17 protein-coding genes and 1 pseudogene are annotated in these 23,023 nt (G+C 70.1%); 10 read left to right on the top strand and 8 right to left on the bottom strand.

The window, feature by feature from the left end; genetic code table 11:
- Position 1 precedes the first annotated feature (1 nt).
- The 5 genes from OG194_RS07990 to dnaK all read left to right on the top strand — a co-directional run bounded on the left by OG194_RS07990 (position 2) and on the right by dnaK (position 7,499).
- The gene (locus OG194_RS07990) at positions 2-2,077 is read left to right on the top strand and encodes a phage holin family protein (RefSeq protein ID WP_327400153.1); all 2,076 of its coding nucleotides are present in this window, start codon (positions 2-4) and stop codon (positions 2,075-2,077) included.
- A 79-nt stretch (positions 2,078-2,156) separates the two neighbouring features.
- On the top strand, positions 2,157-3,218 hold the full coding sequence (locus OG194_RS07985; protein WP_327400152.1) for an ATP-binding protein: 1,062 nt from the start codon (positions 2,157-2,159) through the stop codon (positions 3,216-3,218).
- Positions 3,215-5,020 carry a vWA domain-containing protein gene (locus OG194_RS07980; RefSeq protein WP_327400151.1) on the top strand — a complete coding sequence of 602 codons (1,806 nt, stop codon included), beginning with the start codon at positions 3,215-3,217 and terminating at the stop codon, positions 5,018-5,020. Before OG194_RS07985 ends, OG194_RS07980 begins: the two co-directional genes overlap by 4 nt.
- A gap of 53 nt (positions 5,021-5,073) precedes the next feature.
- Positions 5,074-5,499, top strand: coding sequence for an OsmC family peroxiredoxin (locus OG194_RS07975; RefSeq protein ID WP_318019803.1), 426 nt, complete (start codon positions 5,074-5,076; stop codon positions 5,497-5,499).
- Between the two features lie 116 nt (positions 5,500-5,615).
- The gene (gene dnaK, locus OG194_RS07970; protein ID WP_327400150.1) at positions 5,616-7,499 is read left to right on the top strand and encodes a molecular chaperone DnaK; all 1,884 of its coding nucleotides are present in this window, start codon (positions 5,616-5,618) and stop codon (positions 7,497-7,499) included.
- Here the strand turns inward: dnaK and narJ are convergent.
- From narJ to OG194_RS07950, 4 genes are all read right to left on the bottom strand, one after another.
- Positions 7,496-7,975 (bottom strand): nitrate reductase molybdenum cofactor assembly chaperone, encoded by a 480-nt coding sequence (gene narJ / locus OG194_RS07965; protein ID WP_327400149.1) that lies wholly within the window; start codon positions 7,973-7,975, stop codon positions 7,496-7,498. The genes dnaK and narJ overlap by 4 nt on opposite strands.
- Before the next feature lie 152 nt (positions 7,976-8,127).
- Positions 8,128-8,943 carry an SAM-dependent methyltransferase gene (locus tag OG194_RS07960; protein WP_327400148.1) on the bottom strand — a complete coding sequence of 272 codons (816 nt, stop codon included), beginning with the start codon at positions 8,941-8,943 and terminating at the stop codon, positions 8,128-8,130.
- A 51-nt stretch (positions 8,944-8,994) separates the two neighbouring features.
- Positions 8,995-9,858 carry a helix-turn-helix domain-containing protein gene (locus OG194_RS07955; RefSeq protein WP_327400147.1) on the bottom strand — a complete coding sequence of 288 codons (864 nt, stop codon included), beginning with the start codon at positions 9,856-9,858 and terminating at the stop codon, positions 8,995-8,997.
- A gap of 86 nt (positions 9,859-9,944) precedes the next feature.
- Positions 9,945-10,778 carry a helix-turn-helix domain-containing protein gene (locus tag OG194_RS07950; protein ID WP_327400146.1) on the bottom strand — a complete coding sequence of 278 codons (834 nt, stop codon included), beginning with the start codon at positions 10,776-10,778 and terminating at the stop codon, positions 9,945-9,947.
- Positions 10,779-10,871: 93 nt separating this feature from the next.
- Between OG194_RS07950 and OG194_RS07945 the strand changes: the two genes are divergently transcribed.
- The 3 genes from OG194_RS07945 to OG194_RS07935 all read left to right on the top strand — a co-directional run bounded on the left by OG194_RS07945 (position 10,872) and on the right by OG194_RS07935 (position 13,137).
- Positions 10,872-11,900 carry an ADP-ribosylglycohydrolase family protein gene (locus OG194_RS07945; protein ID WP_327407004.1) on the top strand — a complete coding sequence of 343 codons (1,029 nt, stop codon included), beginning with the start codon at positions 10,872-10,874 and terminating at the stop codon, positions 11,898-11,900.
- Positions 11,901-12,035: 135 nt separating this feature from the next.
- Positions 12,036-12,341: a 4a-hydroxytetrahydrobiopterin dehydratase gene (locus tag OG194_RS07940; RefSeq protein ID WP_327400145.1), complete on the top strand. Its 306-nt coding sequence runs from the start codon at positions 12,036-12,038 to the stop codon at positions 12,339-12,341.
- Positions 12,342-12,387: 46 nt separating this feature from the next.
- Positions 12,388-13,137, top strand: coding sequence for a class I SAM-dependent methyltransferase (locus OG194_RS07935; RefSeq protein ID WP_327400144.1), 750 nt, complete (start codon positions 12,388-12,390; stop codon positions 13,135-13,137).
- Here OG194_RS07935 and OG194_RS07930 read toward each other — a convergent pair.
- Both OG194_RS07930 and OG194_RS07925 read right to left on the bottom strand, forming a co-directional pair.
- Positions 13,115-13,582 (bottom strand): hypothetical protein, encoded by a 468-nt coding sequence (locus OG194_RS07930; RefSeq protein ID WP_327400143.1) that lies wholly within the window; start codon positions 13,580-13,582, stop codon positions 13,115-13,117. The two genes, OG194_RS07935 and OG194_RS07930, sit on opposite strands and share 23 nt — an antisense overlap.
- Positions 13,579-14,058, bottom strand: coding sequence for a hypothetical protein (locus OG194_RS07925; protein ID WP_327400142.1), 480 nt, complete (start codon positions 14,056-14,058; stop codon positions 13,579-13,581). The genes OG194_RS07930 and OG194_RS07925 overlap by 4 nt, the downstream gene beginning before the upstream one ends.
- A 39-nt stretch (positions 14,059-14,097) precedes the next feature.
- Between OG194_RS07925 and OG194_RS07920 the strand changes: the two are divergent.
- Both OG194_RS07920 and OG194_RS07915 read left to right on the top strand, forming a co-directional pair.
- A pseudogene (locus tag OG194_RS07920) lies at positions 14,098-15,061 on the top strand (helix-turn-helix transcriptional regulator).
- Positions 15,062-15,100: 39 nt separating this feature from the next.
- Positions 15,101-17,011, top strand: a complete 1,911-nt coding sequence (locus OG194_RS07915) for a rhamnogalacturonan lyase (RefSeq protein WP_327400141.1) — start codon at positions 15,101-15,103, stop codon at positions 17,009-17,011.
- A 46-nt stretch (positions 17,012-17,057) separates the two neighbouring features.
- Here the strand turns inward: OG194_RS07915 and OG194_RS07910 are convergent, their stop codons facing one another.
- Together OG194_RS07910 and OG194_RS07905 are read right to left on the bottom strand one after the other, a co-directional pair.
- Complete coding sequence (locus OG194_RS07910) at positions 17,058-19,721, bottom strand: cellulose binding domain-containing protein (RefSeq protein WP_327400140.1); 2,664 nt, start codon at positions 19,719-19,721, stop codon at positions 17,058-17,060.
- A gap of 253 nt (positions 19,722-19,974) precedes the next feature.
- Entirely contained in the window at positions 19,975-22,893 is a 2,919-nt protein-coding gene (locus OG194_RS07905) for a glycoside hydrolase family 48 protein (protein ID WP_327400139.1), read from the bottom strand.
- Between the last annotated feature and the right edge of the window lie 130 nt (positions 22,894-23,023).

Below are 23,023 nucleotides of genomic sequence, written 5' to 3'. Positions count from 1 at the left end.
CGTGGGTGGAGCGCGTTGGCGGCGGCTCGCCAGTCAGGTCGGGCGCAGTGTCGCGGTGTGGGCGGTCTCCACGGTCACCATGCTGGTGCTCGCCGGGATCCTGCCGGACTTCAAGCTCCAGTCGGCGGACGGCGACAGCGCCACCCGGATCGGGGTCACGGCCGCGTTCGGCGCCGGTGCCTTCGGTCTGCTGTCGGCACTCGTCTGGCCGCTGCTGGTACGGCTGTTGCTGCTGGTGCCCGCGCTCGTCCTCGGGCTCCTCGTGTTCGTGCTCAACGGGTCGCTGCTGCTGATCGCCCTGCGGATCAATCCGGACGGCGGGCTGCGCGGCCAGGTCGCCCCCGAGACCGCCGTCGTCGTGGCCGCCGTGATGTCCGCCGTCGCCTCCGCCACCGGCGGTGCCCTCGCCGTGCGCGACGACGACGCCTACCGCCGCCGCCTCTACCGCCTCGCCGACCGCCGCCGAAGAGCCATGCCGCCCGGCCCGTCCTCGCCCGGCACCGTCTTCCTCCAGCTCGACGGCGTCGGCCACGACGTCCTGCTCGGCGCGGTGGCCAAGGGCCTGATGCCGACCGTCGCGAAGCTCCTCGGCGGCGACCGCCCCACCCACCGCCTCACCTCCTGGCGCACCGACTGGTCCAGCCAGACCGGCGCCAGCCAGCTCGGCATCCTGCACGGCTCCAACCACGACATCCCCGCGTTCCGCTGGTACGAGAAGGACACCGGCGAGGTGATGGTCTGCAACCGCCCGACCAGTGCCGCCGAACTCCAGCGCCGCGCCGTCGAGTTCACCGGCGACGGCGGTCTCCTCACGCTCGACGGCGCCAGCCGCGGCAACCTGTTCAGCGGCGGCGCCGACGAACAGGCCCTCGTCCTGTCCATCGCCATTCGCCGCCGGGGCCGCGAGAACCGTTCCCGCGCCGGCTACTTCGCCTACTTCTCCGACCCGGCCAACGCCGTCCGCACCGCCATGTCCTTCGTCGCCGAGGTCGGCCGCGAGATCGGCCAGTCGACCCGCAGCCGCCTCACCAAGCAGCGCCCCCGGATCAAGCGCGGCGGCCTCTACCCCCTCGTCCGCGCCTTCGCGACCGTCGTCGAACGGGACGTCGTCGTCGCGGCCGTCATGGGCGACATGCTCGCGGGCCGCACCGCCATCTACGCCGACCTCGTGGCCTACGACGAGGTCGCCCACCACTCCGGACCGCGCAGCCGCGACGCCGCCAAGGTCCTCCAACGCTTGGACCGTTCCATCGCGTTGATCGAGAACGTCGCCGAGCACGCCCCGCGCCCGTACCGCATCGTCGTCCTCTCCGACCACGGCCAGAGCCCCGGCGAGACCTTCCAGGGCCGCTACGGTCTCACCCTCGGCGACCTGGTCCGCGCGGGCTGCGGGCTGCCCGTGCCGCGCCGGGCCCGGCGCACCCACAGCGGTGCCGAGGCCCGCGCCGCCGTCCGCGCCGCGCTGCGTCGGCCGGTCGAGGAGAAGGACGGGCAGCACCGCCACCCCGGCCGCCACTCCGAGCCGGTCGTGCTCGCCTCCGGCAACCTCGGCCTGGTCTCCTTCCCGGACGTGCCGCACCGCATGACCAAGGAGGAGATCGACGCCCGGCATCCGGCGCTGCTCACGACCCTCGCCAACCACCCCGGCGTCGGCTTCGTCCTCGTCCGCAGCGAGGAGCACGGCGGGGTCGTCCTGGGAGCGCACGGTGCCGAACTCCCGGTGGCCGAACTCGACGACAAGCAGGGCCCGTTGGCGGACTTCGGCCCCGGTGTCGCGGACGCGGTCCGGCGCACCCACTCCTTCCCGCACACCGCCGACATCATGGTCAACTCCTGGTACGACCCCGCCGAGGGCGAAGTCCTCGCCTTCGAGGAGCAGATCGGCTCGCACGGCGGCCTCGGCGGCGCCCAGGCCGAGCCGTTCCTGCTCTCCCCGCACACCTTCTCCGCACCGGTCGACGACGGCGAGGACCTCGTCGGCGCCGAGCATGTGCACCGGGTTCTGCGGCGGTGGCTGCGCGAGTGCGACGGACCCCAAGTGCCGCTGACGGACGAGCAGTCGGAGCGGGCCGCCTGAAAATCGGCTGCGGTGGGTCGGCCGTAGGCACACACTGTTGGAGTCTCCCCGCCTCGAACCTCCTTCAGGAGCTGCTGCTTTGCAGGCTGCCGTCACTGTCACCCCCGCTCGCATACCGGAGTTGCTGCTCGGGCTCGCGACCGTGCGGCCCGTGTTCATCTGGGGTGCGCCCGGCATCGGAAAGTCGTCCCTGGTAAGGGAGTTCGCCGAGTCGCTGGGGCTTGAGTGCGTGAGTCTGCTCGGTACGCAGCTCGCGCCCGAGGACCTGATCGGGGTGCCGCAGATCCGGGACGGGCGGTCGGTGTTCTGTCCGCCGGAGGCGATCGCGCGGGACGAGCCGTACTGCCTGTTCCTCGACGAACTCAACGCGGCCACACCGGATGTGCAGAAGGCGTTCTACTCGCTGATCCTGGACCGCCGTATCGGCACCTACGAACTCCCCAAGGGGTCGATCGTCATCGGCGCGGGGAACCGGGCGACCGACAACGCGCTGGCCCGGCCGATCTCGTCCGCGCTGATCAACCGGCTCACGCACGTCCACCTGGAGGCGTCGACCAAGGACTGGCTCAACTGGGCCGCCGTCAACGGGATTCACCCGTGGATCCTGGACCACCTCACCGACCGGCCCGACCACCTGTGGTCCAAGCCGCCGAAGACCGAGGAGGCCTTCTCCACGCCCCGGTCCTGGCACATGCTCTCCGACGCGCTGGGCTCCTTCGGGCCCGACCTCGACGAGGACACCCTGAAGGTCATCGCGCACGGCACGCTGACCCCGGCCCACGCGGTCGCGTTCTGCGGGTACGTCAAGATCGTGCGCAGCCGGTTCGGCATCGAGGCGATCATCAAGGGGGACGCCCGCTGGCCGCACCGCCCCGAGGACCGCGACCTGTTGTACTACCTCGCCGAGTCCTTCCGGGGCCGACTGGTGAAGGAACTCCCGGTCAGCAAGGAGCACTTGTCGGCGAACGGGTTGCAGACCGCGTACCGCGCCAAGTCGTTGCTCGTACAGCTCGCCGAGATCTCCGTGGAGGTCGCGCAGAGCGTCATCGCCCCGGACACCGACGGCAATCCGCTGCTGCCCGCCTGGTTCCTGGTCGAGGCGGCCCGTGACATGCCCCGGTTGGTCGAGGCCCGGCAGTGAGCCGCCCCCAGGGCAAGGGGAAGCCGAAGAAGAAGGATCTCGCCGCCGAGGCCTTCGAGGAGGGGCTGCGGCTGGTGCGGGCCAACCGCGCGCTCGCCGCCATCGGCTTCAGCACCTGCCGCCGGGACGACTGCCCCCACACGCCCGACTCCGGCCTGGTACGCGTCGATTCCGACGGCGTGCTGCACGTCCACCCCACCCGCCGGGCCGAGCCCGCCGAGTGGGCCTGGGCCATCGCGCACTGCATCATCCACCTGGGCTTCGGCCATGTCCCGGCCGCGCCGAAGCTCCGCGTCCAGCCCGACGGCCCCGCCCTCGCGGCCAACTGCGCCGTGGTCAACCGCTTCCTGCTCGGCTTCCCCATCGGTGTCACCCCCGCGGACCTGCCCGCCGCCTACCCGGGCGGCGACGAGGACCAACTCGCCGCCCGCTGGCGCCGCGACGGCATCCCGCCTCTGTACGAGCGCTGCGGTACGGCGGGCGGCGAGCCGGACCAGCTGCTGGTGCCGTGGGACACCTGGCGGGGCGGCAAGGCCCCCGACTGGCAGCTCAACTTCGCGAACGCCCTCACCCGCACCGTGGCCATGGCGATGGACGTGGCGGGCGGCCGGCGTGCCTCGATGCGCGGCGGACCCACCCGACTCCAGCCCTGGGAACGGGCGTTGAGCTGGTTCGTCTCCTCCTACCCGCTCCTCGGCGGCATCGCGGCCGGCATCACCCTCGTCGCCGACGCCGAACTCGCCCGCGCCCACGGCATCTCCGTCGCCGCCGTCGACACCGGCGCCGCCGAGATCTACGTCAACCCGCTGCGCCGACTGGACGACGAGGAATGGCGGTTCGTCCTCGCCCACGAGATGCTGCACGCCGCCCTGCGCCACGGCGACCGCCGCGGCGTCCGCGACCCGTTCCTCTTCAACATCGCCGCCGACTACGTCATCAACGGCTGGCTGTGCGAGATGGACGTCGGCCGGATGCCCGAAGGCCTGCTGTACGACCCGGAGTTGAAGGACCTCTCCGCCGAGGAGGTCTACGACCGGATCGCCGGCGACCTGCGCCGGATGCGCCGCCTGGCCACCCTGCGCGGCAAGGGCGTCGGCGACATTCTCGGCGGCCCGCTCGGCAGCCCGCGCGACTACGTGGACCTCGACGAGTTCTACCGGCGCGGCCTCGCCCACGGCCTCGACCTGCACCAGCAGCACCAACGCGGCTTCCTGCCGGGCGGGTTGGTCGAGGAGATCCGCGCCCTGAGTCATCCGCCGCTGCCGTGGGACGCGCAACTCGCCCGCTGGTTCGACGAGTTCGTGCCACGCCCCGAGCCCGTACGGTCGTACGCCCGCCCCTCGCGCCGCCAGTCCTCCACACCCGACATCCCGCGCGCGGGCCACTGGTTCCCGCCCGAAGAGATCGCCCGCTGCACCTTCGGCGTCGTCCTCGACACCTCCGGCTCCATGGACCGCGCCCTCCTCGGCAAGGCGCTGGGCGCGATCGCGTCGTACGCCGAGGCCCGTGACGTACCGGCCGCCCGGGTCGTGTTCTGCGACGCGGCCCCGCACGACGCGGGCTATGTGTCGGTCACCGACATCGCCGGCCGGGTCCGGGTGCACGGGCGCGGCGGTACGGTCCTGCAACCCGGGATCGATCTGCTGCACCGCGCGGACGACTTCCCGCCGGGCGCGCCGATCCTCGTCATCACGGACGGCATGTGCGACACCCTGCGCGTGCGGCGCGAACACGCCTATCTGATCCCGCCGAACGCTCGCCTGCCGTTCACCGCCCGTGGGCCGGTCTTCCGGGTGAGCTGAAGCGGAATGTGATCGGATGGGTTCGAAAGACATCCGCGTCGAAAGGAAACACCGTGGCAACCACGCGCACCGCACACACCGTCTGGGAAGGCGAACTCATCAAGGGCAGCGGCGAGGTCACCTTCGACTCGTCAGGCATCGGTGTGCAGCCGGTGACGTGGGCGTCGCGCGCCGAGCAGGCCAACGGCAAGACCAGCCCCGAGGAACTGATCGCCGCCGCCCACTCCAGCTGCTTCTCCATGGCGCTGTCGCACGGCCTGACCGGCGCGGGCACCCCGCCCACCCGCCTGGAGACCAAGGCCGACGTCACCTTCCAGCCCGGCGAGGGCATCACCGGCATCCACCTCACCGTCCGCGGCGAGGTCCCCGGCCTGGACGAGGCCGGTTTCGCCGCCGCCGCCGAGGACGCCAAGAAGAACTGCCCGGTCAGCCAGGCCCTCGCGGGTACGACGATCACGCTGACGGTGGAATCCGCCTGACCCCCGCTTCCCCTCCCGTCTCGATGCCGCGCCCGGAAAAACGGGTGCGGCATTGACATTCCCGCACTCAAGTTCTCAGCTGGAGATCGGGCAGCGCCTGGCGGAAGGGGACGGCGATGGGACGTGCGGTCGGGATCGATCTGGGGACCACGAACTCGGTGGTCGCGGTGCTGGAGGGCGGCGAGGCCACGGTGGTGGCCAACGCCGAGGGGGCGAGGACCACACCCTCGGTCGTGGCCTTCGCCAAGAACGGCGAGGTGCTCGTCGGCGAGGTCGCCAAACGGCAGGCCGTGACGAACATCGAGCGCACCGCGCGCTCGGTCAAACGGCATATGGGCGACACGAGTTGGCGTTTCCCGGACACGGGCGCCATCGACGGAAAGCGGTACAGCGCCCAGGAGTTGTCCGCGCGCGTGCTCCAGAAACTGAAACGGGACGCGGAGGCCTACCTCGGCGAGGACGTCACCGACGCCGTGATCACCGTCCCCGCCTACTTCGACGACTCCCAGCGCCAGGCCACCAAGGAGGCCGGCGAGATCGCGGGCCTCAAGGTGCTGCGGATCATCAACGAACCGACCGCCGCCGCGCTCGCCTACGGCCTGGACCGGGGCGAGGAGCAGACCGTGCTGGTCTTCGACCTCGGCGGCGGCACCTTCGACGTGTCGCTGCTGGAGATCGGCGACGGCGTCATCGAGGTCAAGGCCACCAACGGCGACACCCATCTCGGCGGCGACGACTGGGACCAGCGGGTCGTCGACCATCTCGTCAAGAAGTTCCAGGGGCAGTACGGCATCGACCTCGGCAAGGACAAGATGGCGCTCCAACGCCTGCGCGAGGGCGCGGAGAAGGCGAAGATCGAGCTGTCCTCGTCCTCCGAGACGACGATCAACCTGCCCTACATCACCGCCTCCGCCGAAGGCCCGCTGCACCTCGACGAGAAGCTGACCCGTGCCGGGTTCCAGGAACTCACCGCCGACCTCTTGGACCGCTGCAAGAACCCCTTCCACCAGGCGGTCAAGGACGCGGGCATCAAGCTCTCCGCGGTCGACCACGTCATCCTCGTCGGCGGCTCGACCCGGATGCCCGCCGTCACCGACCTCGTCAAGGAACTCACCGGCAAGGACCCGCACAAGGGCGTCAACCCCGACGAGGTCGTGGCGCTCGGCGCCGCCCTCCAGGCCGGGGTCATCCGCGGCGACGTCAAGGACGTCCTCCTCCTCGACGTCACCCCGCTGTCCCTGGGCATCGAGACCAAGGGCGGCATCATGACGACGCTCATCGAACGCAACACGACCATCCCGACCCGGCGTTCGGAGATCTTCACCACCGCCACGGACAACCAGCCCTCGGTCGGCATCCAGGTCTACCAAGGTGAGCGTGAAATCGCCGCGTACAACAAGAAGTTGGGCGTCTTCGACCTCACCGGGCTGCCGCCGTCCCCGCGCGGGGTGCCGCAGATCGAGGTCGCCTTCGACATCGACGCGAACGGCATCATGCATGTCTCGGCGAAGGACCTGGCGACCGGCCGCGAACAGAAGATGACCGTCACCGGCGGCTCGGCGCTGGCCAAGGACGACATCGACCGGATGATGCGGGAGGCCGAGCAGTACGCGGACGAGGACCGCAAGCGCCGCGAGGCGGCCGAGACCCGCAACCAGGCCGAGCAACTCGTCTACCAGACCGAGAAGTTCATCCACGAGAACGAGGAACGCGTCCCGGGCGACATCCGATCCGAGGTCGAGGCGACGGCAGCGGAGGTGAAGTCCCTGCTGGAACAGAACGCCGATACGGCCGAGTTGCGCACCGGCGTGGAGAAACTCGCCACCGTCAGCCAGCGGATGGGGCAGGCGATGTACGCGCAGGCGGCGCAGCAGGCACCCACGGAGCAGGCGGAGAACACCGAGGAGCCCGACTCCGCGCGGCAGCACGACGAGGAGGAAGGCGTCGTCGACGCGGAGATCGTCGACGACGAACGTGACATGAAGGGCGGCGCCGCCTAACTCCCGGTCGGCAGGGTGGCGCAGACCGCGTCCAGGACGGAGGCGTACGGGGTGCCGAACTCGGCCAGGCGGGAGCGGAGTTGGGCCAGGGCTGTGCGGTGCTCGGCCAGGAGATCGAGGTCGCCGGTGCGGGACGTGAACTCCAGGACCGCGGGGAGGAAGTCGGGCAGTTCCTCGCCGGTGAACTCCAGGCCGTGGGCGCGGTAGAGATCCTTGAAGTGGGCCAGGGACCTACCGCGCCGCCGGGTGTCGTCGTCGTGCCGGCGGCTCAGATACAGGCTGTGCCGGTTCTCGGAGTCGAAGACCTCGACATAGTGCGCGGCCAGGTCCCGCGCCGGGGTGAGGGCCGCGTGGTCGACGAACTCCCGTAGCTGCGGGGCGGCTTCGCGCAGCAAGGGGAGCCGGGCGCGGAAGTCGTCGTCGGGGTAGGTCAGGCAGAGCGCGGCCGCCTGGTACAGCACGGCGTCGGAGGGCATCAGGCGTCCCTCGCGCCGTGGGGCGCCGGAACACCCCGGCCCAGTGCCTCTCCTGGCGTTCTCGTCTCCGTCACCTGCGCTCCCTCGCTCGCCCGTGGTGTCGAACCTAGGGCGGGGCGGGGGAGCGCACCCGTTCACCGCAGCCGTACGGGTCAGGGCTTGCGGGCGACACCGCCGTAGACCGGGACGATGCCCTCCGCCTGAGCGGCCACATCCTCCGGGGCCGGACGCCAGCCGTACACCGGGATGACGCCCGGGCCGAGCAGGTCGAGGCCGTCGAAGAAGCGGGAGAACTCGGCCAGGGTGCGCGGGAAGAAGGGGGTGCCGCTGCGCTGGAAGTGTTCGGCGGCCTTCGCGATGGCGGCGGGGCTGAGGTCGGGGGTGACCTGCGACATCACCAGATAGCTGCCCGGGACGAGCACGTCGACGTACCGCTCGATCAGGCCGTACACGTCGTCGCCGTCCGGATCCGCGCTCAGGTAGTGGGTGAGCGCGACCAGCGACAGCGCGACCGGCTGGGTGAAGTCCAGGGTCTCGCCGGCCAGCCGCAGGATCGTGTCCGGGTCGCGGACGTCGGCGTGCACGTACTCGGTGCTGCCCTCGGCCTCACCGTGCAGCAGCGCCTCCGCGTGCCGCAGCACGATCGGGTCGTTGTCCGCGTACACGACCTTGGCGTCCGGGGCGACGCTCTGCGCCACCTGGTGGAGGTTCGGCTCGGTGGGGATGCCGGTGCCGATGTCCAGGAACTGGCGTATCCCGGCCTCGGCGGCGGTCCGGGTCGCCCGGTGCATGAACCGGCGGTTGGCCCGCGCCCCGCGCACCGCGGCGCTGTCCGTGGCGAGGATCCTGCGCGCCAGCTCCTCGTCCACCGGGTAGTTGTCCTTGCCGCCGAGCCACCAGTCGTACACCCGCGCCGGATGCGGCCGGCTGGTGTCGATACGGGCGGGCGCGGCGTCGGATCCGGTCATGCGGTGTCGTCTCCTCGGGAGTTCGCGTGGTGGTGCCCGGGCCGTGCTTGCTCAGAAGGTCTCGCGGTAGTCCCGCAGGATCTTCTTGGTGCGCTGTGCGGACGCGGCGTGCGCCGTCATGTGGTCGAGGACCTCCAGATGCGCGGAGACCTCCGTACGGGAGTCCAGGTACAGGGCGCCGGTCAGGTACTCGGTGAACACCATGTCGGGCAGCTCCGGTTCGGTGAAACGGAACAGCGAGAAGGGCGCGTACGTCCCCGGGTGCGGGCCGTTGTCGAACTCGGCGACCTGGAGCGTGACCCGGTCGCGCTCGCCGAACTCCAGGAGTCTGTCGAGCTGTTCGCGCATCACCTCGCCGCGCATGCTCACCGGCCGGCGCAGCACGGTCTCGTCCATGATGACCCACAGGTGCGGCGGATTGTCCCGTTCCAACAGCCCCTGCCGGGCCATCCGCAGCGACACGTGCCGCTCGATGGTCTCCGGCCCGGTCTGCCCGATCGTCCCGGCCTCCAGCACGGCGCGCGCGTAGTCCTCGGTCTGCAACAGGCCCGGCACGAAGTGCGGTTCGTACGAACGGATCAGCCCGGCGGCGCCCTCCAGGCTCACGTACAGGCTGAACCACTCCGGCAGCACGTCGTGGAACCGCTGCCACCAACCCGGCTGGTTCGCCTCCTCGGTGAGCGCGACGAACGCGTCCGTCTCCTCCTCGGGCACCCCGTACGTCGTCAACAGCACCTGGACGTACGGCACTTTCAGCGCGACCTCGGCCATCTCCATGCGCCGTACGGTCGCCGGGGCCACCCGCAGGACCTGCGCGGCCTCCTCGCGCTTGATGCCGGCCGCCTCACGCAGCTCCTGCAACCTTCTGCCCAGCACCACTTGACCCACCGTGGGCGCGGGCCGTCGTTCACTCACAGCCACGCCTCCCCATACGCGCCGAAGTCTGGGGGCAGTGTGCCATGTTCCGGCCACTCTCTCAGCGGTTCGGAGGTGATCATTCGTCAGTCTCCCAGCGCGTGCAGGTACTTGGCGGTCGCCGGGTCGGCCGGGAGGAACGTCTCGATCGCCAGCTCCGAGACCGTCACGTCCATCGGTGTGTTGAACGTGGCGATCGAGGAGACGAAGGACAGCACCCGGCCGTCGTGCTCGATCCGCATCGGCAGCGCGAAGTGCGGGACGGGCGCGGGTTGTTCGTCCTCCCTGTCGGCCGTCTCGGGTGCCGGGTACGCTGCGACCTCCTCGTACAGCGCCCGCAGCGGCTCGGAGCGGTGCAGGGCGATCTGCCGTTCCATCTGCGCGAGGAGATGCCCGCGCCACTCACCCAGATTGCGGATGCGCGGGGCCATCCCCTGCGGGTGGAGCGTCAACCGCATGGCGTTGAGCGGGGGTTGGAGGAGGGACTCCGGTACGCCGTCCAGGAGCATGGTGATGCCCCGGTTCGCCGCGACCACGTCGTAGACGGCGTCGACCACCAGCGCCGGGTACGGCTCGTAGCCCTGAATCAGCCGCTCAAGCCCCTCGCGCAACGCGTCCAACGCCGGGTCGTCCAGCGGTGTTTCCGGATAGTACGGGGCGTAACCGGCCGCCAGGAGAAGGGAGTTGCGCTCCCGCACGGGCACGTCCAGGTGCTCGGCGAGCCGCAGGACCATCTCCTCGCTCGGCCGGGACCGTCCCGTCTCGACGAAGCTGATGTGCCGCGCCGAGGAGTCGGCCCGCAACGCCAGCTCCAGCTGACTGACCCGCCGCCGCTCCCGCCAGGCGCGCAGCAAGGGGCCGACGCCCTTGCCGGCCGGGGCGGCGGCAGCGCTGTCGGTGCCGGTCGGGACAATGGTCATACACACGACCGTAGTCGAAGGAGCGCGCACGTGAACGAGTCGACGATCCCGTCCGGGCAGGCCGCCGGGAACTCCCTGGGGGAGGCCACGGCGATGTACCGGGCCCGAGTCCGCGGCTGCCTCCTCGGCGGCGCGGTCGGCGACGCCCTCGGGTACGCGATCGAGTTCACCTCCCTCGACCGCATCCGCGCGACCCACGGACGGCACGGGGTGACGGGATACACGCCCGGCGCCCACGGCGCCCTGGGCCTGATCAGCGACGACACCCAGATGACCCTGTTCACCGTCGAGGCGCTCATCACGGCCCACGCGCGGGAGCGGGAGAAGGGGATCGGCGGCGCCTGGTCCACGCTGCTGCGCGAGGCCTACGAGCGCTGGCTGGAGACCCAGTCCAAGCCGGAGCCGGGCGACAACGCCACGTCCGGCCTGCTCGCCGAGCGCTGGCTGTACGCCCGCCGCGCCCCCGGCAACGCCTGCCTGTCCGGGGTCGCCCAGATGTACGCGCCCGACCCGTGGCTCCCCCTCGACGGCACGCCCGGCCGCGTCAACCCCGACTCCAAGGGCTGCGGCACGGTGATGCGCTCGGCCCCCTTCGGCCTGGTCAACACCGCCGACGGAGCCTTCGCCATGGCGGCCCGCGGCGCCCAGATCACCCACGGCCACCCCACCGGCTACTACGCGGCGGGCGCCCTCGCCGCGATCGTCGCGCACCTGGTCGCGGGGGAGTCCCTGGAGGGTTCGGTCCTGCGCGCGCTACGACTCCTGGAGCGCCACCCGGCCCACGAGGAGACCTCGGCCGCCCTCCGCGAGGCTCTCGACCTGGCCGCCGAGGGCTCGCCCACCGCCGAGAAGGTCGAGTCGCTCGGCGCGGGCTGGGTCGCGGAGGAGGCCCTCGCGATCGGCGTCTACAGCGCGCTGGTGGCGAGCGACGTGAAGGCCGCCCTGCTCCTCGCCGTCAACCACTCCGGCGACAGTGACTCCACCGGTTCCATCTGCGGCAACCTCCTCGGCGCGCGGTACGGCGACCACGGCCTGCCGCACAGCTGGGTCCAGCAGGTCGAGGGCCGCGCCACGATCGCCGCCCTCGCCGACGATCTCGCGGCGGAATGCGTAGCGGACTGACCTCCGGGCACCCGTCTGACCAGGGGCGCGACCACCTGCCTGGGGCGCGCGGCCTGTGGCACGCTGAAGAGCAGCCTGACCGGAAGCCCCACCGAAGCCCGATCTGAATCCCGACCCCGAGGAAGGAGCGAGGCGATGCCCGTCGTACCGCTGTCGCAGAAGGAGATCGAGGACCGCCTCGCGGACCTCCCCGGCTGGTCCGTCGACACCGACCGCCTCACCCGTGCCTACCGCCTCGCCTCGCACTTCGCGGCCACGGCGATGGTCGTCCACATCGCCCAGGTCCAGGAGGAACTCGACCACCACTCCGACCTGACCCTCGGCTACAACACCGTCACCCTCACCGTGAACACCCACAGCGTCGGCGGCGCGATCACCGAGCTGGACTTCCAACTCGCCCGCAGGGTCGAGGACTTGGCCCCGGGACACGGCGCGACCTGAGCGGAGACCGAAGAGGAGAGGCGGGGAGAGACGGGGGCAGAGGCGCGTGCTCGACTACGACAAGGAAGCCGACGCGTACGACGCGACGCGCGGCGGTGAGCCCCGGGCCGCCGCCGCTGCCGAAGCGGTGCTCGGCTTCGTCCCGCAGGACGCCCGAGGCCTGCTGGACGTGGCCTGCGGCACGGGCATCGTCACCCGCCGCCTGGCCGCGGCCCGCCCCGGCCTCCGGGTGACGGGCCTCGACGCCGCACCGGCCATGGCCCGCAGAGCGTCGGCGAGGTTACCGGGCGCCGTACTCCTCGCGGACAGCCGCCAACTCCCGTTCCCGGACGGGGTGTTCGACGCGGTCACGACCGTATGGCTGCTGCACCTGGTGGACGGTCCGGAGGACGCCAGGGCGATCATCGCGGAGTGTGCGCGGGTCCTGCGACCCGGCGGCGTGTACATCACCACGGTCGACAAGGCCGCCGCCCACGACGTCGGCAGCGACCTCGACGCCGTCCTCGCGCCGCGTCCACGCCGCCCCGCCCAGGACCGCCCCGACCAAGTCGCCGCGTACGCAGGAGAGTTCGGCCTCCGTCCGGTCGGCACCGCCCGCTTCCGGGGCCACGGTCAGGGCCGCAGCCCCCGCAGCACCACGGCGGACCTGCGACGCGGTTGGTTCACCATGCTGCCGCCCGGCGAACCACTCACCGAACGGTTCGCCGCCGAGCTGGAGTCACTCCCGGACCAGGAACGGCCCCGCGCGGACCCCGAGTTCACGATCCTGGCCTTCAGGAAGCCTTCGGCCGAGTGAAGTCCATCGTCCAGTTGGTCACCCAGCTCGCCCCGTCGTCCACCGAGAACGCCTGCTCCCAGCGCGCGCCGCTCGCGAAGACCCCCGACCACACGAACCGCACCCGCACGTCCTTCCCGTCGTGCGTGTCGACGCCGTAGAACTCGCCCCGGCCGTCCTCGAACCGCCCGGTCACCGGCGGGAACAGCTTTCCGGTGCCGCTCGACGACCAGTTGAGGGACCACAGTCGGGTGTCTTGGTCGAAGAGGCGCAGGGTCAGGCCCTTCGACCCCAGGTACGGCATGTCGATCTCGTCGACGTTCGCGGCGCCGTCGAAGAACGGCAGGCAGTGGCTCGCGCCCGCGAACTCCTCCCAGCCGCTGCCGGGTTGGAGGAAGTCGGTGAGCCGACGGTTCGCGACCTCCCACTCGCCGTGGAGGAAGTCGAAGTCGTGCGGGCTGCTCATGTGCGGTCTCCAGTGGTTCCGGCGGGCAGGGAGTCGGTCAAGTAGGCGTCGAGGTCCGGGACTTCGGGCGCGAGCAGGTGCCGTACCCAGGCGTCCCGTTCGTGCAGGATCGGCGGCAGCTCCCAGACACAGCCGATCCACGGCAGGTCGGGAGTGACGAAGCGGGTCGGGTCGAGGTCCGGACAGCCGAGCACCGGCTGGCCCGCAGACGCGCCCCGGAAGTACAGGACGTTGTCCCACACCCAGCTGTACGCGTTCAGATAGGCACCGTCGTCACCGCCCCGATGCAGCACGACGAACGTCGCCGGGGGAGTGCCGTCCGGCTCGGGCAGCAGCTCCGGCAGGATCGCGTACGCCGCCTTCTCCACCTCGGGTGCGATCCCCGCGGGGTCGGCGGTGACGTGGTAGCGCTTGATGTACCGCCCGGCCACCTCGATCGGCGGTGGCACGGTCAGCAGCTTCTCCGTGAAGGGCATGGCAGGACGCTAGGACGACTTCACTGCCACCATGTGTCAGTGAAGTCCAGCCGACTCGTCTCGATCCTCCTGCTGCTCCAGACCCGGGGCCGGATGACCGCCGCCCAGCTCGCCGGGGCCCTGGAGGTCTCGGTCCGCACGGTCTACCGGGACGTCGAGGCCCTGAACACGGCGGGCGTCCCGCTGTACGGCGACGCGGGCCACGCCGGCGGCTACCGCCTCCTCGACGGCTACCGCACCCGCCTGACCGGCCTCACCACGGACGAGGCCGAGGCCCTGTTCCTCGCGGGCGCACCGGGACCGGCCGCCGAACTGGGCCTCGGCCCGGTCCTGGCCGCCGCCCAGCTGAAGGTGCGCGCGGCCCTGCCGGCCGAACTGCGCGAGCACGTCGACCGGATCAGCGGCCGGTTCCACCTGGACGCGCCGGGCTGGTACGCGGACGCCGACGAGACACCGTTCCTGCATACAGTCGCCGACGCCGTATGGAACAACCGCGTTCTGTATGCGATCTACCGTCGCTGGCGTGAGCCGACCGACGTGGAGCGCAGGGCTGGAGCCGTACGGGCTCGTACTGAAGGCGGGCCGCTGGTACGTCGTCGCCGGTCCCGGACCGCGCACCTTCCGTGTCGACCAGATCCTGGAACTCACCCCTTCCGCCTCCGGCGAGGAGTTCACCCGCCCGGAGGACTTCGACCTGGCCGCCTACTGGACGGCCCACCAACAGGACTTCCACGACCGCCTGTACCGCAGCGAGGCGGTGGTCCGACTGGCACCGGGAGCGACGCTCGCCCGGGCGGTCCCCGTCAACGGCCGGACGGAGCAGGACGGTTGGACCCTGATGTCGGTCCCGATCGAGTCCGTGGACCACGCACACGGCGAGTTCCTACGGCTGGGCACCGACATCGAGGTCCTGGCCCCGCCCGAACTGCGCGACCGCATCGCCCACACGGTGGCCGAACTGACCGAGAGATACGGCAACTTGCTCACGGGCGGCGGCGACTGAGGGTACGCAACCCGTCCGTCCTCCGAGGAGGTACGTCACGTGAGCCACCCGCATCCGCACCCGCGAGTACACGCACACCCGCCCCAACACCCCCGCAGACGAAGGGCCTTACTCTCCGCGCTGACCGCCGTCGCGGCCCTGATCGCCGCCGCACTCACCACAGTCACCACGGGCGGCATCGCCGAGGCCGCCACCGCCCGCCAGGTCGAGGCCCTCGACCGGGGCGTCGTCAGCGTCCACACGGACAGCGGCAACCTGGTCGGCTGGCGCTGGCTGGGCACCGACCCCGACGACGTCTCCTTCAACGTCTACCGCGCCGGTACGAAGGTCAACCCGTCCCCGATCACCGGCTCCACGAACTACTTCCACGCCGGCGCACCCGCTCAGGCCGACTACACGGTCCGCGCGATCGTCGGCGGCGTGGAACAGCCCGACTCGGTCCACGCGATCCAGTTCCGCACCGGCTACAAGGACGTCCCGATCAGCCCGCCCGCCGGTGGTACGACCCCCGACGGCGTCGCGTACACCTACGAGGCCAACGACGCCTCCGTCGGCGACCTCGACGGTGACGGCCGGCTCGACTTCGTCCTCAAGTGGCAGCCCACGAACGCCAAGGACAACTCCCAGTCCGGCTACACCGGGAACACGATCCTCGACGGGATCACCCTCGACGGCACCCGCCTGTGGCGCGTCGACCTGGGCCGCAACATCCGCTCCGGCGCGCACTACACACAGTTCCAGGTGTACGACTACGACGGTGACGGCAAGGCCGAGGTCGCCATGAAGACGGCCGACGCCACGGTCGACGGGGCAGGCACGGTCATCGGCGACTCGGCGGCGGACTACCGCAATTCGAGCGGCTACGTGTTGTCAGGACCCGAGTACCTGACGATGTTCAACGGCCAGACCGGCAAGGCGATGAGCACCGTCGACTACGTCCCGGCACGCGGCACGGTCTCCTCCTGGGGCGACTCGTACGGCAACCGGGTCGACCGATTCCTCGCCGGTACCGCCTACTTGGACGGCAGCCGCCCCTCCCTGATCATGGCGCGCGGCTACTACACGCGCACGGTGATCGCCGCCTGGGACTGGCGGAACGGCGCCTTCACCCGCCGCTGGACCTTCGACACCAACTCCTCGACCAACACCGGCAAGGGCTACGACGCCCAGGGCAACCACCAGTTGGCGATCGCGGACGTCGACGGGGACGGCAAGGACGAGATCGTCTACGGCTCGATGGCCGTCGACGACAACGGCTCCGGCCTGTGGACCACGAAGAACGGCCACGGAGACGCCCTGCACGTAGGCGACTTGGACCCCTCCCGCCCGGGCCTGGAGGAGTTCAAGGTCGACGAGGACTCCTCGAAACCGTCCTCGTGGATGGCGGACGCGAAGACCGGCACGGTCATCTGGTCCACACCGGCCAACGGCGACAACGGCCGCGGTGTCTCCGGGGACATCTGGGCGGGCAGCGCGGGCGCCGAGTCCTGGTCGGCGTCGGAGAGCGGCGTCCGCGACCCGAAGGGCACGGTGGTGTCGAGCCGCAAGCCCTCCAGCACCAACTTCCTTGCCTGGTGGGACGGCGACCCGGTGCGCGAACTCCTCGACGCCACCCACATCGACAAGTACGGCCCGACCGCCGACACCCGCCTCCTGACCGCCGCCGACGTCCACTCCGACAACGGCACCAAGGCGACCCCGTCCCTGTCCGGAGACATCCTCGGCGACTGGCGCGAGGAGGCCGTCTGGCCCACCACGGACAACACGGCCCTACGGATCTACTCGACCCCGTACGAGACGACCACCAGGATCACGACCCTCCTCCACGACACCCAGTACCGCACAGCCCTGGCCTGGCAAAATACTGCATACAACCAACCGCCCCACCCGAGCTTCTTCATCGGCGACGGGAAGACGACGGCGCCTCGGCCGACCGTATACACACCGTGAGACAGGCGGCTGCGCGCGCCGAGGTGCGCGCAGCCGCCCTCCGCGTTCAGCCCACCGCGCAGCTCTGATCGCCCATCTTGAACGCGCCCGGCTTCGTGTTCGCCCCCGTCCAACTCCCCGTGAACCCGAAGCCCACCGAAGACCCCGCCGCCACCGTCCCGTTCCAGCTCACGTTCCTCGCCGTCACCGCCGCGCCCGACTGGGTGTAGTCGGCGTTCCACAGCTGGCCGATCTGCTGCCCGTCGGCGAAGGACCAGCCAAGTGCCCAGCCGCTCCAGGCGGTTGAGCCGGAGTTCGTCAGCTGCACATCGGCCTGGAAGCCGCCCGTCCACTGATTGGTGATCCTGTACGTCACCACGCAGGCGCCGGTCGGCGTCGGATCAGTACCGCCCCCGCCCCCGCTCCCTCCGTCGCCGGCGTCGGAGGAGTCGCCGTAGACGACCCCGCGGCCGTTCGTCGACACATACACGCGGCCGTAGACCCTGGGGTCACCGGTGATCGCCGCACCCGTCCAACCCCATTGATGCGCATCGTCGTTGATCCGCGTCCAGGTCGCGCCCTTGTCCGTCGAACGGAAGATGCCGCGTACGCCACCGATCCTCGCGCTGGTGTAGAGCGTCTGGTACGACGCACCGGTCGCCGCCTTGCCGAAGCCGATGGTGTCGGCCTGGTCGACGTTCGCGAGCTTGGCGAAGGTGGCGCCGGCGTCCGTGGAGTGCCACAGCCCGTACGCCCCGTCGCTCGCCCCGCCCGCCAGCCAGACGTCCCCCTTCGTGCCGGGCAGCGCCTTGAAGCGCACGCTGTCACCGGTGGGGAGGCCGGCCGCGGTCGACGTGGTGAAGGTCGCCCCGCCGTCCGAACTGACGTAGAAATGACCGGACTTGAAGCCGTAGAAGGTCTTCGCGTCCACCCGGTCCGACTCGACGATCGCACCCGCCGGGATACCGCTCGACGCGGCCCAGGACGAGCCGAAGCCCGTCGTGTACTGCACGCCCGCACCCGCCGGACTCCACACGAACCGACTGCCGTCAGACGCAGCGGCGACGGTCCCGCCCCCGCTGACACCCGAAGGGTCGGTCCCCGCGAACCAGTTGGCGCCGTTGTCCGTCGAGAACGCGATGTGCGCCCCCGTGTCCACATTGCCCACGCGCACAACGGTGTTGGGGTCGGTCTCCGCGAAGTCGAGGCTCGTGGTCGTCGTGAAGGTCGGCGAAGTGAACATCATCGAGGGGACCTTGGTCGGATCCGTGTGCCGGAACCCGCCGATGTCGCCCAGCGCGCTGAGGAGTTGGGCCCCGCCGGACGGGGGAGCGGCGAGGTCGTTCACGGCCGTCTCCTCCAGCCCCCGCACCATCGGCTTCACGGTGAACTGGCCGCCGCTGTCCCAGTTCGTCAGGTTCTCCGTGCCGTAGAGCGTCGCACCCGTGCCGTACATCATGCGGTTCGAGTCGAACGGGTCGATCTCCAGCGACTCGGTCATCCACCCGAGTTTCGGGGCCTGTTCGGGCGGCGACGGGTTAGCGCCGAAGGTCAGCCAGGGCGAGGACGACACGTCCATGGTGTAGCGGTTCGCACGGTTGGGATACGACGTGTAGTCCCAGGCCTTCGTCCAGGTGCCGCCGCTGTCCGTGGAGCGGAAGATCTGCGTGTCCGGCCACCAGGAGCTGTACGCCGTCGCCATCACGGTCCCGGGATGCTGCCGGTCGACGGTCAGACCACTGAAGCCGTAGTAGGTGTCGGCCTCCGCGACCGGGCTGATGTCCGTCCACGTGCCGGTAGCGGTCGCGTACCGCCACAACCGCCCTTTGCCCCCGTCGTAGGGCCCGCCCTTGTCGCTGTATGCGATGTACAGATAACCGTTGACCGCATCCAGTACACCCTTGTGTGCCAGATAGCCGGTGGGCTGCCCGGCCACCCGCGACCACGTGGCCCCCGCGTCCGTCGACCGGTACACGGCGTTGGCCTGGTCGGCGACCCCGACATAGATCGTCTTCGTCGCGCTGCCGGCCGTCCCCGTCGACTCGTCGAAGGTGACCCACACGATGCCCTGGTTGTCGTTGGCGTAGCCGCTCGTGTCGGTCGGATCCTGCACGTAGTTCCCGACGTTCGGGAAGTTCGTCACCTGCGACCAGGTGACCCCGGAGTCGGTGGACCGCCACAGCCCCTTCCCACTCGGCGCACCCAGATACAGCACGCTGTCCTTGTTGGGATCGACGGCCAGCCGCTCACCCATACCGCGCCCCGGCATGTTCCCGCCGAGCTTGAACGGCAGATCGGTCTCCTGCCAACTCCCGCCCCGGTCACGCGACCTGAGCACGGCCCCGTTCGTCGGATCCCAACTGTTCGTGTACGTACCGACAGCCGCGTACACCTTGTCCGGATCGACGGAGTCGGACGCGAGACTCACCACCCCGGTGTGCCCCCACGCGTCCCACCCGACCGAGTCGAGCAACGGCGTCCAGATCTTCGTCGACTCCTGCCACCGATAGGCCCCGCCGATGTCCGTACGGGCGTAGGCGAGGTTCTTCTCGCTCCGGTTGAAGACGACACCGGGCACGAACCCGCCACCGTCGATCCGGGCGTTGTGCCATGTGTAGGTGTCGGCCGCGAGCGTCGCTCTGGGCGCGTTCGCGGCGAGGGCGGACGGACTGCCCACCAACAGGCCTGCGGCGAGGGTAAGTACGGCCGTGAGGATTCGGGTTCTTCGCACGAGGGGTCCTCTCGTGAGGAGGGGTTCAAGACACGAGCGCCGGGCGACCCCCAGTGCGGGTGGGGGCCGCCCGGCCGGTAGGCCCCGCCGTCAGGTGACGGGACCACGCACGCGGAACTTCGGGCACTCTCCGAGAAACGGCGCTGTCCAACGCCCCGGCTTTTGCTTTTAGGGGCGCGGGGAACTGCGCGACCAGCCACAACGGACCGGCAGCCAAACGACCACCCAACCCGCGGAGCGCCCGCCCAGGGGCCTATTCAAGAAGCTCCGCATACGCCCCCATGGCCAAGGCGACATCCGCCTGAGCCCAGAACCGGTGATACGTGAAGACAGGCGCAGCCCCACCCGCCAGATAGCTCTGGATCTTCGACCACGCCGGATCGTTCTTGTAGAAGGACCGCAACGAGGCGAACGTAGAAGCGGAGTTGACCGCGTCCCCGTTCGGCATCGTCCCGCTCCACCCACTCGGCACATACACACTGTCGTCGAACCGGTTGTAGTCCGCGCGAGTCTCCGGAACGGCGACACCCAGGCTGTCCTGGTAGTTGCCCCACATCCCGTCGAGCAGCGCCTTCGCGGTCGTCCTCGCCGCCGTGGAACCGGACTTCGCGGCGTAGTACGTCAGCGTCTTGGCATACGCGGCGGCCACACCCACGTCATTGGTGTAGTCGGCCACGGTGACATGAAGTCCCGTGTTGGCACCGGGACTTGACGCGCTCCACGTGTCCGGCTGCCCCGACCACTGCAACGTCGAGGGAATCAGATACGTACCGTCCGGATTGATCGTGGTCTTGGACAACGCCCACGCCACCCACTTGTCGAGGACCGCCTTCGCGCTCGCGTTCCCCGTCTGCTGGTAGTACTCGGCGACCCGCTCCATCGACCACGCCTGGAACCCGAACCACTGGTTGGACGGCGGGTCGTGATAGACGGGCTGCTGGTCGTAGTACATGCCGTAGAACGTCGACGTCCCGGCCGGCGGACTCGCGTACCGCCCCTGCCAACTGTTCGTCGCCCCACCGGCGATGGCACCCTCGCTCGACTGGAGCCAGCGGTAGAACTCCAGCTGCCGCGACAGCGAGGTACCCCAATCCGCCGCGCCCGTAGTGGACTTGGGCTTCAGATCGGCATACGAACTCAACGCGTAAGCGGCCAACGGGTTTTGATAACCCCCGTGCACATGACTCGACCCGATGCGCCACGCCCAACCCGCGCTGGTGTCGTTCGCACCGCCCCACGCGTAGTACCAGGACAGCAGATAGTCCGAGGCGTCCTTGCCGGTACCGGCCGGGCAGGTGGACGGTCCGACGCAGTTGCCGATTTTCTTGAAGTACTTGTCGTACATGGCGTAGCGCAGATAGTCGCCCATCTTCGCCGCCTTGCCGACGGTCGTGGAGACGTCGGTGCCCTTGCCCTGCTCCTTGGCCCACACGTCGGCCCAGTACGCGGCCTGCACGGCCCGCGCGTCGGCGTCCGGCGCGTCGGTGTACTTCCACTGCTTGGCGTACGAGGAGTCACCGGTGAAGAGGTCCAAGTACCCGTTCGTACCGCCGTACTTGAAGGCGTCGCAGGTCGGTTGCGGCACGGTCTCCCACACCGATTCCTGCGCTCCGCGCTGGAAGGTGTTGATGTACGACGGCCCGCTCGCCGTCGGCCCGGCCTCGCACCCGCCGCCCGGCGTGTCGCCGTAGCCGTAGGTGTTGTCGACGTCCTCCAGCCAGTGCATACCGTAGACATCGTCCGTACCGTATGCGGTCTTCAGTTCACCGGCGATCGGATCCGATCCCACCGGCACCGAGGTGTCGAGCTTCGCCGGATACTCGTTCGGGGTGTCCAGTTCGGGAGCGTACGTCGCCGGCTTCGAGGCGTTGTAGAACGAGTTGGTCGGCTGGTCGGCGTGGGTCGGGATCATGTACTTCTCCATGAGATCCCAGGCACCGTTGAACTTGGACCAGTCGCCCGTCACCTTGCCGTACATCGCCTGGAGCCACAGCAGATAGCTGTACGCCTCCGACGTGGTCTCGTGCCCCTGGTCCGGCGCCTCGACGATCAGGGTCTCCACCGAGTGGTAGGGGATGCCCTGGGGCGAGAAGTAGCCGTTCGCCGGGTTGGTGATCTTGCCGTAGAGGTCCAGGAAGCGGGCGTCGTACGCGTTCGCCGCCGCCAGCTCCGTCACCGTGACCGTCGCCTTGGTGAAACCCGTCGCCGTCGACTCGAAGGACGCCGAACCGGTGCCCGACGCGTCGGCCGTGAGAGTCACCGTCTGCGCGGTGTTCCAGTTCGACGGCGTGAAGGTGAGCGACGCGCCGCCGGTGACCGACAGCCCCGTGTTGCCGCTCGCGCGGGCCGTCGTGACGGTCACGTTCGACGACGGCTGCGTGGACAGCGACACCGCGTACGTGCCCGACTTGCCCTGCTGGACGCCCAGTTGGGCGGGTGATGCCACCACCGCGGGTCCCGAGGCGACCGTGATACCGACCGGCGTCGACTCCCCGGACGCGCCCAGGCTGTCGTAGGCCTTCGCCACCAACGAGTGACTGCCCACGGTCAACCCGGAGGGCGAAAGAGAGTACGGCGAGCTCGTGTCCGTGCCGAGCAGCGTGGTGTCGTCGTAGAACTCCACCTTGCTGATCGTCGCGTTGTCGGCCGCCGCCGCGGTCGCCGCGAGCGGGATCGCCGCCCCCTGTGTGTAGATCGCGCCCGCGCTCGGGCTGGTCAGCACGGTGATCGGCGGCTGGTGCGCCCCGGTACAGGCGGTGCCGTTGACCGCGAACGAGGTGGGCGCGGTGTTGGTGCCGCTGTAGCCGAACTGCGCGCCGGTCGAGACGGCCGCGCCCGCGGCGATCGTCCCGTTGTACGACGCGTTCGTCACCGAGACCGTGCTGCCGGACTGGGACCAGGTGCCGTTCCAGCCGTTGCTGAGCTTCTGGTTGCCGGCGTAGCCGTACGTCAGGGTCCAGCCGTTGATCGCGTCCGTACCGCGGTTGGTGAGGGTCAGATCCGCGGTGAAGCCGGAGCCCCAGTCGTTGGTCTTGTAGTCCACGCTGCACTGAACTGTCGCCGCCTGAGCGGGAGTTGTACCGGTCGCGAGCATCGAGACCGGAAGAGCGAGGGCCGCCACGACAGCGGTCCAGAGTCTCCGCGTCACGCGGCGTCTCCTTCTGGGGTGCATGTGCTGGTTCCTCCTTGCGGCTCGGAGAAGTGGGGGCGGAGCAGCAACAAGCCTTGAACCAGTGGGAGCGCTCCCATCGTGCGGACGGGGGTGTGAGCCGTCAAGGTGCTTACGGAGTCGAAAAAATTCG

This window comes from Streptomyces sp. NBC_01288, assembly GCF_035982055.1.
Classification (GTDB): Bacteria; Actinomycetota; Actinomycetes; order Streptomycetales; family Streptomycetaceae; genus Streptomyces.
This window is presented reverse-complemented; position numbering and strand designations above follow the sequence as displayed.

Excerpts from the sequence above, each read along its gene's own strand:
- OG194_RS07945 (WP_327407004.1), top strand. The coding sequence starts at position 10,872 with ATGTACCGGGCCCGAGTCCGCGGCTGCCTCCTCGGCGGCGCGGTCGGC.
- OG194_RS07925 (WP_327400142.1), bottom strand. The coding sequence starts at position 14,058 with ATGCCCTTCACGGAGAAGCTGCTGACCGTGCCACCGCCGATCGAGGTG.
- OG194_RS07905 (WP_327400139.1), bottom strand. The coding sequence starts at position 22,893 with ATGCACCCCAGAAGGAGACGCCGCGTGACGCGGAGACTCTGGACCGCT.
- narJ (WP_327400149.1), bottom strand. The coding sequence starts at position 7,975 with ATGCCCTCCGACGCCGTGCTGTACCAGGCGGCCGCGCTCTGCCTGACC.
- OG194_RS07940 (WP_327400145.1), top strand. The coding sequence starts at position 12,036 with ATGCCCGTCGTACCGCTGTCGCAGAAGGAGATCGAGGACCGCCTCGCG.
- OG194_RS07930 (WP_327400143.1), bottom strand. The coding sequence starts at position 13,582 with ATGAGCAGCCCGCACGACTTCGACTTCCTCCACGGCGAGTGGGAGGTC.
- OG194_RS07950 (WP_327400146.1), bottom strand. The coding sequence starts at position 10,778 with ATGACCATTGTCCCGACCGGCACCGACAGCGCTGCCGCCGCCCCGGCC.
- OG194_RS07960 (WP_327400148.1), bottom strand. The coding sequence starts at position 8,943 with ATGACCGGATCCGACGCCGCGCCCGCCCGTATCGACACCAGCCGGCCG.
- dnaK (WP_327400150.1), top strand. The coding sequence starts at position 5,616 with ATGGGACGTGCGGTCGGGATCGATCTGGGGACCACGAACTCGGTGGTC.